Raw genomic sequence first — 11393 nt, forward strand, 5'->3', positions numbered from 1 at the left:
GTGCACGATCCGTCGCGCTGGGCGGTGCTGTATCTCGGCTCAGCCCGCGCGGCCGAATTGGCCGAGGGGCGCGAGATCCTTGCGGTCGACGCCAAGGGCCAGCCCGAGCCGTATCAGGACATGATCCTCGACGAGATCGAGGGCGTGGTGCTGCTCGACGGCACCTGGAGCCAGGCGAAAGCGCTGTGGTGGCGCAATGCCTGGATGCTGAAATGCCAGCGGGTGATTCTCGACCCCGCGGCGCCGTCGCGCTACGGCCGGCTGCGCAAGGAGCCGCGCCGCGACGGGCTGTCGACGCTGGAAGCCGCCGCCATGCTGCTGTCGCGGCTGGAGCATCGCCCCGAGATCGAGACCGCCTTGCTGTCAGCCTTCGACCGGATGCTGGCGCGGTTCAAGCAGGTCCAGGCCGAGCGGCCGGATCTGGCCCCGAAGCCGAAGAAGCGCGACTGGCGCCGCAAGAAGCGCGGGTGAGGGCGCGCGCCCGCGCCGAAGCCTGACGCGGCGATCTCGGCAGGTGTCTATTGGATGGAGCGTTCGCGCGAAGCGATTCCGCGCGCAACAGCGCGATCCTCGACGCGGTTCCGGTCGAGTCTCAGGAAGATCGGCTAAGTGCTTGATTGGGAAGTGGAGGCCACGACCAGAATTGAACTGGTGTACACGGTTTTGCAGACCGTTGCGTAACCACTCCGCCACGTGGCCCCACGCGGCGAACTCATATACGGCCGGACGGCGATAGGCAACCGCCGCACAGCGTGTTGCCCTGGGGACAGAGGCGGTCTTGAACAATCGGGGGCGCTCGCGCAAGGAGAAGGTGCACCAAACGACGGGGCGGCGATGCCGGAGCGCAACTGCAGGAGCTGGGAAGCGAGGGCGATGGCCTGATGCTGTTCAGTTCGCCGGTCTTCCTGTTCCTGTTCATGCCGCTGCTGCTCCTGGTCTATTGGAGCGTGCCGCGGCCGCTTCGCAACAGCGTGCTGCTGGTCGCCAGCCTGGTGTTCTATGCCTGGGGCGAGCGGTTCTTCGCGCTGGTGATGCTGGGGTCGATTTTCGGCAACTGGCTGCTCGGGCTGGCGCTCGATGCCCTGACGGACCCGAGCCGGCGCAAGCTGGTGGTGGCCGCCGCGGTGGTACTGAACATCGGCCTGCTGGCGGTGTTCAAGTATTCAGAATTCCTGATCGCGAACCTCAACGCGCTGCTGGAGACGGTCGGAATCGCCCCGGTCACCATTGTCGCGCCGCATCTGCCGCTGGGGATTTCGTTCTTCACCTTCCACGCGCTGTCTTATGTGATCGACGTCTATCGCGGCGTCGCCCGCGCGCAGCGCCGGCCGGTCGACTTCGCGCTGTACATTGCGTTCTTTCCGCAACTGATTGCCGGCCCGATCATCCGCTATCACGACATCTCCGATCAGCTCCGGCGCCGGCCGGTGACGCTCGAACTGGCGGCCTCCGGCATCGAGCGGTTTTTGGCCGGCTTCGGCAAGAAGATGCTGCTGGCCAATCCGCTCGGAGAAGTCGCCGACCGGATCTTTGCGCTGCCGGCCGCCGACCTCAGCCCGGGCGCGGCCTGGCTCGGACTGCTCTGCTACACCTTGCAGATCTATCTCGACTTCTCGGCCTATTCAGACATGGCGATCGGGTTGGCGCGGCTGTTCGGCTTCACCTTCCTGGAGAACTTCAATTATCCGTATCTGTCGCAGTCGCTGCAGGAATTCTGGCGGCGTTGGCACATCTCGCTGTCGAATTGGCTGCGCGACTATCTCTACATCCCGCTCGGCGGCAACCGCGTGCCGCCGTGGCGGGTGTATTTCAATCTCGCCACCGTGTTCCTGCTGTGCGGGCTGTGGCATGGCGCGAACTGGACGTTCGTGGTCTGGGGCCTGATCCACGGCCTGTTCCTGATCTTCGAACGGCTCGGATTGGCGTCGCTACTGGCGCGGATGCCGCGGCCGGTGCGGCACGTCTACACGCTGGCCGTGGTGTCGCTGGCCTGGGTGTTCTTCCGCGCCACCGACCTGTCGCACGCCATCACCTATTTGCGCGCCATGGTCGGGCTCGGCGCCGGCTGGTCGCTGGATTTCCTCGGCAATGTCGATCCGCTGGTCGTCCTCTGCCTGGTGATGGGAAGTCTGGCGAGTGCTGCGGTGTTCAGCCCCCTGACCGCGGACTGGCGGCTGCGCCGGGACCAGAACCAGGGCCGGGTGCATCCCGACGTCCGCACCTTGCGGATTGGCGGTGATGGGACCCTGATGATGACGGGCCGGTTGATCGTGCTGCTGACGATCGGCCTGCTGGCGAGCAGCCAGGTCGCGGCCGGCACCTACAATCCCTTCATCTATTTCCGGTTCTAGCGATGCAGCGACCCCCTTTCACCGTTCGGCTGTACTGCGGCGCCCTCGTGGGTCTCGTTGCGGCGTTTTCGTTCGCGTCGCTGATCGCGATGACCTTCAAGCACGCCGAGATCAGCATTAGTGAGAAGCGCGAACTGACGCAGCTTCCCGCATGGCCGCGCACGGTGGCGCAGTGGGACAGCTTCCCGGAGCGGTTCGATGCCTATTTCAACGACAATTTCGGCCTGCGAAAGCTGCTGCTGCGGCTGAATTCGAACTTCACCACGGTGATGCTGGGACGCTCGCCGTCGGACAAAGTGGTGTTCGGCAAGGACGACTGGCTGTTCTACGCCGGCGACAATTCGATCGAGCTGTATCGCAACCAGCATCCGTTCAGCACGCTGCAGCTTGCCAATACCGAAGCCGCGCTCGCGTTGCGGATGCGTCCGCTGCGGGCCGCGAACCGGCCATATCTGTTCGTGGTCGTGCCCGACAAGCACACGATCTATCCGGAGATGATGCCGAGCTTCATGTCGCGGCGCGATCCGCCGTCGCAGCTCGACCAAGTCGTCGCGCTGGCGGAGGCTGCGCGCCTCCCGGTGCTCGATCTGCGCGCCACGCTGCGGCAGGGCAAGGCCGACGGGCAGGTGTACCTCAAGGACGACTCGCACTGGACCGATTGGGGCGCGTATCTCGGCTATCGCCGCATCATGGCGGCGCTGCCGCTGACCGATCTGCCGGTGCTCGATCTCGATGCGACGAAGTTTGCGATTGCCTCAGACCACGCGGGCGATCTCGCCGGCATGGCGGGATTGACGCGGCGGGAAACGACCCGGCTGTCAGAGCTGCCGGCCGATCGCTGTGCTTTCACCGCGACGGCGTATCAGTCCGTGGGCGACGACATTTCACTCGGGCGGACGTTCTGTCCGCAGGCCAAATACAAAATCATGTTCATCGGCGACTCTTTCACCGGAGCACTGGTCAAGTATCTGTCGCGCAGTTTTGGTGAGGTGGTCTATGTCGCCCGGTCGGGCTTCAAGCCGTCACGCGAGATCGCGCCGTTGATCGAACGCGAGAAGCCAGATCTGGTGATCGAAGAGCTGGCGGAGCGGCATTTGGATTCGCTGGCGGACACCGTCGCGCAGGAAGGCCGCTAGGGCGGCAGCAGCGCCTCGCTCAGCAGGAGGCGTACCAGTCGGACGGGAAGGGCAGCAGCGGCCATTCGACCGAATTGTCGTTAGCGGCGCGGCGCATCGTCGCCACTACGTTCGGCCGCACGACGTTGTCCTGTGTGCTTTCCGCAACGGCGTCGCTGATCGATTCCAGCAACAGATCGTATTCGGCTTCGCTCATGGTTCGGCTCCCCTGTCCGAACATGAGTGTGGCAAAAACTGTTGTGGGGCCGGTTGAGCCGATCGCTACAATTTTAGCGATCGGCCTTCGTCGCGCGGAGCATGGTGAGCTGATCCACAAGGAATGCGGTCAAGAACAAAGCCGCCCCCGGGGAGGAGGCGGCTCGGTTCGACCGTTATGCTGAATGCCTGCTTACTGGCAGAGATGCATCCGTCCGTCTTCGCCGCGGAACGTGGTGCCGGGCAGACAGACGAAGCCGTTGCGTTCGGCGTAGCTGCGCATGTCGTAGTTGCCCTGATAGCCGGCCTCGAACGGCGCCGTGGCGATCGCTCCCGCCGCGCCGATCGCGCCACCAACGACGCCGGCAGCCACCTGGCCCGGCCAGAACGCGTTGCTGTCGCGCCAATTGCGCTCCTGGTAGCCACGCTCCTGATAACCCTGATGACGATACGTCTCGCCGTAGAGCTGGCCGCGCATCTGCGTCGGCTGCTGAGCCGAGGCGGCGCTGGTCAGGGCCACGGCGCCCGCGAGAACGGCAGCGGCAAAGGTGATCGGCTTCAACATCTGTAGTCTCCCTCTTTGTTTCCGATGCCGACGCAACGTGCGTCGGCGCGAGAACGTTCCGGGGACCGGGGGAGGCGGAGTCACAGCGGCGTGAAAGGTCGCTGGCGCGCCACTGTGAGGGAGCTGGCGCATCCTCGGGTGCCCACGAGCTAGCGTGGACGTCACGACCTGCAATGATGGAAAATGAGAATGGCTCCCCGGGCCGGATTCGAACCAGCGACCAACCGGTTAACAGCCGGTTGCTCTACCACTGAGCTACCAGGGAACATGCGAAGCAGCGCTTCGCGGGGCAGCGTATAACAAAGCCGTTCGGCGTTGGAAAGCAGAAATCGGTCGATCCACACCGGCCGTTTTCCGCCGCAACGCCGCGGCGAGCCGCCGTGACGGCGAGGGCTATTTAGGGGATGATCTGCGCCGCGTGAAGCCCCCTTTGCACTAAATCTGTTGAGTGCGGCGACATGTTGCGTTTTCAGCGGCGTTGCAGCATGGATGGCGCGGGTTTCACGCAGGGGATCGAGGATGTTGGAATTCGAGCGCGCGCGGCAAAACATGGTCGACGGGCAAATTCGGCCTGCCAGCGTGACCGATTGGCGAATCATCGATGCGATGCGGGCGCTGCCGCGTGAGGCATTCGTGCCGGAATCGAAGCGCGAGCTGGTCTATCTCGACCTCGATCTCGAGATCGAAGGCCACGACGGCCACAAGCACTTCATGCTCAATCCGATCATGACCGCGCGGATGCTGCAGGCTGCCGAGCTGCAGCACGACGATCGCGTGCTCGTGGTGGGCTGCCCGACCGGGTACATCGCCGCCGTGGCGGCGAAGCTGGTTGCCCGCGTCACCACGACGATCGACGACGAATCGCTGGCGCAGCGCATCCGCTCGACGCTGCCGGCGCTCGGTCTGTCCAACGTCAATGTCCGGGTTGCTGAAGCGGCGAAGGGCGATCTGCACGACTCGCCTTTCGATGCGATCCTGCTGTGCGGCGCCACCGAGGTTGAACCGACCGCGCTGTACGATCAGCTCAAGCTCGGCGGCCGCCTGGTCGGCGCCTTCGCCAACGGTCGGCCGCAGCGCGTTACCGTGGTGACCCGTTCGCACGGCGACTACGGTGCCCGCATTCTGTTCGATGCGTCGATTCCCGTGCTGCCCGGTTTGGAGCGCGCGCCGGCCTTCGAATTCTGACGCAAGCGGCCGGATTCTTTCGAGGAATCATACCTGTGGCGCGAATGCCCCAGCTCGCAAGTTTCGTTGTGCACCACGGCCGGGGGGTTTCTTCGGTCAATTCCGTGTCCTATGGTGAGGATGGACTTACCGGACATCGTTCGGCCGAGCGCACGGCGTTGGGCACCGGAAAGTCCGGTGTGGGGAAAAGTTCAGGATTGGATTGCCAGAATGGATGGGCTTAAGCGGATTTCCGGCCTCGCGGCTGCCGGCATCGTTCTGGCGTGCGTGTCGCAGACAGCGGCCCGAGCGGACACCATCGAAGGCGCGCTGGTTCGCGCTTACCAGACCAACCCTCAGCTCAATGCACAGCGCGCCTCGGTGCGCGCCACCGACGAATCGGTGCCTCAGGCTCTGTCCGGCTACCGGCCCAAGGTCGCCGTTACGGCTAGCGGCGGTTATCAGTACACCGACGTGATTTCGTCGGTCGCCGGCAACCAGTTTCAGGCGTCCGGGACGCAGATCCCGCGCTCGGTCGGCGTGACCGCATCGCAGACGCTGTTCAACGGCAATCAGACGGCGAACCGTACCCGTGCGGCCGAGAGCCAGGTGTCGTCGGCGCGTGAAGGTCTGCGTGTGCTGGAGCAGTCGGTGCTGCTGTCGGCCGCGACCATCTACATGGACTACCTGCGCGACTCGGCCACGCTCGAGGTGCAGCGCTCCAACGTGCGCGTGCTCGAGCAGACTCTGCGGCAGACCAACGATCGCTTCAACGTCGGCGAGGTGACCCGCACCGACGTGGCGCAGTCGCAGGCGCAGCTCGCGGCCGGCAACACCCAGCAGCTCGCCGCCGAATCGACGCTGACCACGACGCGGTCGAACTACCGCCGCATCATCGGCACCGAGCCGGGCAATCTCGCGCCGGGTTCGCCGGTCGATCGCTATCTGCCGACCTCGCTGGCGCAGGCGATCAATCTGGCGCTGGTCGAGAATCCGAACGTCACCGCTGCGATGTACGGCATCGACGTCAGCTATCTGAACGTGAAGATCAACGAGGGGGCGCTGTTCCCGACGCTGACGCTGCAGGCCAGCGCGCAGCAGTCGTGGGAGCCGTCGATCTCGTCGCCGCGCCAGTTCCTCGCTTCGGGCGTCGCGCAGCTGTCGGTCCCGATCTACCAGGGCGGCGGTGAATACGCGTTGATCCGGCAGTCGAAGGAAACGCTGGCGCAGCAGCGCCTCAACCTCGAACAGGTGCGCGACCAGACCCGCGCCAGCGTGGTGCAGGCGTGGGGCCAGCTGCAGGCCGCCAAGGCGCAGGTCTCGTCGGCGCAGTCCCAGGTCAAGGCCTCGGAAATCGCGCTCAACGGCGTGCGTGAAGAAGCCCGCGCCGGCCAGCGCACCACGCTCGACGTGTTGAACGCGCAGCAGGCGCTGGTGAATGCCCGCGTCGCGCTGGTGACCGCGCAGCATGACCGCGTCGTTGCTTCTTATGCGGTGCTGAACGCGGTCGGCCGGTTGTCGCCGCAGGTGCTCGGCCTGAAGACCGACGTCTATGATCCCAGCGTGCACTACCAGCAGGTGCGCGACAGCTGGGGCGGCGTGCGGACTCCCGACGGCCGCTGATTGCGGCCGCGACTGCGCCCGGGATTCTGCCCGGGCGCGTTTGCTTGCAAACAACTAATCGGCTGCCTACCGTTGATCGGGTCGTCGTGACGATTCGAGTCGGAGATGCGCCCGTGTTTCGCGGCGCTCCACGTTGTTACACGTGGAGCGGACCTCGGGGCGTACCGTAGTTGAAGCTGGGGACAAGTCCTGCTTCCAACGCGAAACCTGGCGCCGCCGATCCGGAACCGGTCTCTCCCGTAGAGCTTTGATGTTACAACGCCGGGAAGGGCGTGATGATGTGGAGTCGGAGATGACGCAGCCTGCAAAGGCGCAAGAGCCTTCCATGGAGGAGATTCTGGCGTCGATCCGTCGCATCATTGCCGATGACGAAGCCAAGCCCGCGACCCCGGCACCTGCGCCGGTGGCCGTTGCCCCGAAGCCGGAGCCACCCAAACCGGCTCCCCCGCCGAGCAAGCCCGCGGCCATGACCCCACCTCCGTCTGCACCGAGTCCGGTGGCGCAAGCCGCGCCGCCCAAGCCCGCCGCCGCTGCGCCGAAGCCGGCGCCTCCGCCAACGCCGGCTCCGGCTGAGAGCAACAGTCAGGACGACATCGACGCGCTGCTGGCCGGCCTCGACGCCGACACCACGGAGGAGGAGGTTCGTCCGCCGCAGCCGGATGGCGACGTGCTCGAACTGACCGACGAGATGGCGCTGCCGGAGCCCGAACCCGAGCCGGCGCCGCCGCCGCCCCCACCTCCGCCGCCGCCCGTGCAAAAGGCGCCGATCGAGGACGACATCGAATTCGCCGAAGCTGCGCCCAAGCCGCGTGCGCCGGAGCCGGCCTACGAGCCGCCGCCCGCGGCGGCGGCCTGGAGCGAAGAGCCGCAGCAGCCGATCCTGTCGCGGACCACTGCCGCGGCGGTGGAATCGGCGTTCAATTCGCTCGCCACCACAGTGCTCAGCAACAATGCCCGGACCCTCGAGGATCTGGTCAAGGAGATGCTGCGGCCGATGCTGAAGGCTTGGCTCGACGACAATCTGCCGACGCTGGTCGAGCGGATCGTCCGCCAGGAAATCGAGCGGGTCTCGCGCGGGCGCTGAGCCCGTTTGGCGGAGGCGCTGCCTCCGCCTGATCCAATGGACCGGCCTCCATTGTTGACTTGCGGCGCGCCGGAAGGTTTCTAGCGTCGTCCAACGAGCGCGTTCGCGGCCCGGCGACGCGCCTTTTTTGATTGCAGCGCCATGATCGAGAAAACCTACCAGCCAGCCGACATCGAGGCCCGCATTTCGCGCGCCTGGGAAGACGCGGAGGCCTTCAAGGCCGGCCGTCCGGATCGCCGCGACGCCGTCCCGTACTCGATCGTGATTCCGCCGCCGAACGTCACCGGCTCGCTGCACATGGGCCATGCGCTCAACAACACGCTGCAGGACATCCTGTGCCGGTTCGAGCGGATGCGCGGCCGCGACGTGCTGTGGCAGCCCGGCACCGATCACGCCGGCATCGCCACCCAGATGGTGGTCGAGCGCCAGCTGATGGAGCGCCAGGAGCCGAGCCGCCGCGACATGGGCCGTGCCAAGTTCCTGGAGCGGGTGTGGCAGTGGAAGGCCGAGAGCGGCGGCGTCATCGTCAACCAGCTCAAGCGGCTCGGCGCGTCGTGCGACTGGTCGCGCGAGCGCTTCACCATGGACGAGGGGCTGTCCCGTGCGGTCGCCAAGGTGTTCGTCGAGCTGCACCGCCAGGGCCTGATCTACAAGGACAAGCGGCTGGTCAACTGGGACCCGAAGCTGCTGACCGCGATCTCGGATCTGGAGGTCCAGCAGATCGAGGTGAAGGGCAACCTCTGGCATCTGCGCTATCCGATCGAAGGCAAGACCTTCGACCCGGCCGACCCGTCGACCTTCATTGTCGTAGCGACCACGCGTCCCGAAACCATGCTGGGCGACACCGCGGTCGCGGTGAATCCGGAAGACGAGCGCTACACGCATCTGGTCGGCAAGCACGTCATCCTGCCGCTGGTCGGCCGTCGGATTCCGATCGTGGCCGACGAATACTCCGATCCCGAGAAGGGCTCGGGCGCGGTGAAGATCACGCCGGCGCACGACTTCAACGACTTCGAGGTCGGCAAGCGGCACCATCTGCCGCAGATCAACGTGCTCGACATCGAGGGCAAGATCTCGGTCGCGGACAACAGCGCCTATCTCGAAGGCCTGCCGGAAGGCGCGCGCGAATTCGCCGAGGAGATCAACGGCATCGACCGCTTCGTCGCCCGCAAGATGATCGTGGCGCGGCTCGATGATTTCGGCTTCCTGGAGAAGATCGAGCCCAACGTCCACATGGTGCCGCATGGCGACCGGTCCGGCGTGGTGATCGAGCCGTTCCTCACCGACCAGTGGTATGTCGACGCCAAGACGCTGGCGCAGCCGGCGATCGCCGCGGTGCGGTCGGGCGAGACCACCTTCGTGCCGAAGAACTGGGAGAAGACCTACTTCGAGTGGATGGAGAACATCCAGCCATGGTGCATCTCGCGCCAGCTGTGGTGGGGCCACCAGATCCCGGCGTGGTACGGGCCGGACGGCAAGGTATTCGTCGCCGAAACCGAGGAAGAGGCGGTCGGCAACGCGCTCGGCTACTACGTCGAGCAGGAAGTGATCACGCCCGCGCAGGCCCACGACATGGCGGAAGATCCCGCCAAGCGTGAGGGCTTCATTACCCGCGACGAGGACGTGCTCGACACCTGGTTCTCATCGGCGCTGTGGCCGTTCTCGACTCTCGGCTGGCCGGACGAGACGCCCGAACTCGACCGCTACTATCCGACCAACGTGCTGGTCACCGGCTTCGACATCATTTTCTTCTGGGTCGCCCGGATGATGATGATGGGCCTGCACTTCATGGACGATGTGCCGTTCCCGACCGTCTACATCCACGCCCTCGTCCGCGACGAGAAGGGCGCCAAGATGTCGAAGTCGAAGGGCAACGTCATCGATCCGCTCAACCTGATCGACGAATACGGCGCCGATGCGCTGCGCTTCACGCTGGCGGCGATGGCGGCGCAGGGCCGCGACATCAAGCTCGCGACTTCGCGCGTCGAAGGCTATCGCAACTTCGCCACCAAGCTTTGGAACGCCTGCCGCTTCGCCGAGATGAACGGCTGCGTCGCGCCCGCCGGCTTCGACTACACGGCGGCCAAGGAAACGCTGAATCGCTGGATCGCGCACGAGACCGTCCGCGCCGTGCGCGAGGTGACCGAGGCGATCGAATCCTATCGCTTCAACGACGCCGCCGAAGCCGCGTATCGCTTCGTCTGGAACGTGTATTGCGACTGGTATCTCGAACTCGCCAAGCCGGTGCTGATGGGCGAGGAGGGCGCTGCCAAGACCGAAACCCGGGCGATGGTGGCGTGGGCGCGGGACGAGATCCTCAAGATCCTGCATCCGTTCATGCCGTTCATCACCGAAGAGCTGTGGGCGGTCACCGCGCCGCGCGACGGATTGCTGGTGCTGGCGCCGTGGTCGCGCAAGGCCGGAATCTCGGACGAGGAAGTATCGGTGCTGGCGGCCTCTGCCGCGACTGATCCGATGGCCGGACCGGCGATGCTGGCGATTCCGGAGCCGCAGGAGCCGGACTTCACTGACGACGCCGCTGAAGCCGAAATCGGCTGGGTGGTCGATCTCGTCACCGCGATCCGCTCGGTGCGCGCCGAGATGAACATCGTGCCGTCGACCCTGACGCCGCTGGTGCTGGCCGGTGCTTCCGCCGACACCAACGCCCGGGCGAGCCGCTGGAGCGACGTGATCAAGCGGCTGGCGCGCGTCGGCGACATCTCGTTTGCGGACGCCGCCCCGCAAGGGGCGGTGCAGCTCCTGGTGCGCGGCGAGGTGGCGGCGTTGCCGCTCAAGGGCGTGGTCGATTTCGCCGCCGAGCAGGTCCGGCTCGAGAAGGAGCTCGGCAAGGCCGAAGCCGACATCAAGCGCGCCGAAGCCAAGCTGGCGAACGAGAAGTTCGTCGCCAACGCCGCCGAAGAAGTCGTCGAGGAAGAACGGGAGAAGCGCGAGGCCGCGGTCGCGCGCAAGGTGAAGATCCTCGAAGCGCTGCTTCGGCTGAAGAACGCGAGCTGACCCTTGCTCGACCACGTCTCGATCACCGTGTCCGATATTGCGGTGGCCGAGACGTTCTACGACGCGATCATGGCGGCGCTCGGCGTCGTCAAGGTCGGGGCCCGCGGCGATTGGCTCGGCTATGGCGAGCTGGCGCGGCCTGACCATCCGGACCGGGTCTATCTGTCGATCCGCAAGGGCGACAGGCCGGAGCCGGCCTATGGCCGGCACTGGTGCTTCAAGGCGAATAACCGCGCCGTGGTCGATGCATTCTGGCAAGC

At 65.7% G+C, this 11393-nt stretch carries 10 protein-coding genes and 2 tRNA genes; 8 read left to right on the forward strand and 4 right to left on the reverse strand.

Annotation, left to right across the window (positions count from 1 at the left end):
• A partial coding sequence (locus DYI24_RS12365) for a tRNA-uridine aminocarboxypropyltransferase (protein WP_164572497.1) occupies positions 1-471 on the forward strand: 471 nt, incomplete at its 5' end.
• A gap of 154 nt (positions 472-625) precedes the next feature.
• On the opposite strand, the gene DYI24_RS12370 is transcribed toward DYI24_RS12365, so the two are convergent.
• Positions 626-699: transfer RNA gene (locus tag DYI24_RS12370), tRNA-Cys, on the reverse strand.
• 182 nt (positions 700-881) lie between these two features.
• On the opposite strand from DYI24_RS12370, the gene DYI24_RS12375 reads away from it, so the two are divergent.
• A complete protein-coding gene (locus tag DYI24_RS12375) occupies positions 882-2351 on the forward strand; it encodes an MBOAT family O-acyltransferase (protein ID WP_164572498.1) in 1470 nt (489 codons plus the stop codon).
• Positions 2352-2353: 2 nt separating this feature from the next.
• Complete coding sequence (locus DYI24_RS12380; RefSeq protein ID WP_164572499.1) at positions 2354-3487, forward strand: alginate O-acetyltransferase AlgX-related protein; 1134 nt, start codon at positions 2354-2356, stop codon at positions 3485-3487.
• A 19-nt stretch (positions 3488-3506) separates the two neighbouring features.
• On the opposite strand, the gene DYI24_RS28055 is transcribed toward DYI24_RS12380, so the two are convergent.
• The 3 genes from DYI24_RS28055 to DYI24_RS12390 all read right to left on the reverse strand — a co-directional run bounded on the left by DYI24_RS28055 (position 3507) and on the right by DYI24_RS12390 (position 4512).
• Entirely contained in the window at positions 3507-3683 is a 177-nt protein-coding gene (locus DYI24_RS28055) for a hypothetical protein (protein ID WP_199851737.1), read from the reverse strand.
• Positions 3684-3875: 192 nt separating this feature from the next.
• Positions 3876-4247, reverse strand: coding sequence for a hypothetical protein (locus tag DYI24_RS12385; RefSeq protein WP_107344557.1), 372 nt, complete (start codon positions 4245-4247; stop codon positions 3876-3878).
• A 190-nt stretch (positions 4248-4437) separates the two neighbouring features.
• A tRNA-Asn gene (locus DYI24_RS12390) sits at positions 4438-4512 on the reverse strand.
• 254 nt (positions 4513-4766) lie between these two features.
• Here DYI24_RS12390 and DYI24_RS12395 point away from each other — a divergent pair.
• From DYI24_RS12395 to DYI24_RS12415, 5 genes are all read left to right on the forward strand, one after another.
• Positions 4767-5432, forward strand: coding sequence for a protein-L-isoaspartate O-methyltransferase family protein (locus DYI24_RS12395; protein ID WP_107344558.1), 666 nt, complete (start codon positions 4767-4769; stop codon positions 5430-5432).
• A gap of 210 nt (positions 5433-5642) precedes the next feature.
• Positions 5643-7034 (forward strand): TolC family outer membrane protein, encoded by a 1392-nt coding sequence (locus tag DYI24_RS12400; RefSeq protein WP_107355666.1) that lies wholly within the window; start codon positions 5643-5645, stop codon positions 7032-7034.
• A gap of 292 nt (positions 7035-7326) precedes the next feature.
• A complete protein-coding gene (locus tag DYI24_RS12405) occupies positions 7327-8118 on the forward strand; it encodes a PopZ family protein (protein ID WP_107355667.1) in 792 nt (263 codons plus the stop codon).
• Positions 8119-8259: 141 nt separating this feature from the next.
• Positions 8260-11133 (forward strand): valine--tRNA ligase, encoded by a 2874-nt coding sequence (locus DYI24_RS12410; protein WP_164572500.1) that lies wholly within the window; start codon positions 8260-8262, stop codon positions 11131-11133.
• A gap of 3 nt (positions 11134-11136) precedes the next feature.
• Positions 11137-11393, forward strand: a 257-nt coding sequence (locus tag DYI24_RS12415) for a VOC family protein (protein WP_164572501.1), incomplete at its 3' end; no start/stop codon positions are given.

The sequence above is a fragment of the Rhodopseudomonas sp. BR0C11 genome, assembly GCF_010820945.1.
Taxonomy (GTDB): domain Bacteria; phylum Pseudomonadota; class Alphaproteobacteria; order Rhizobiales; family Xanthobacteraceae; genus Rhodopseudomonas; species Rhodopseudomonas palustris_H.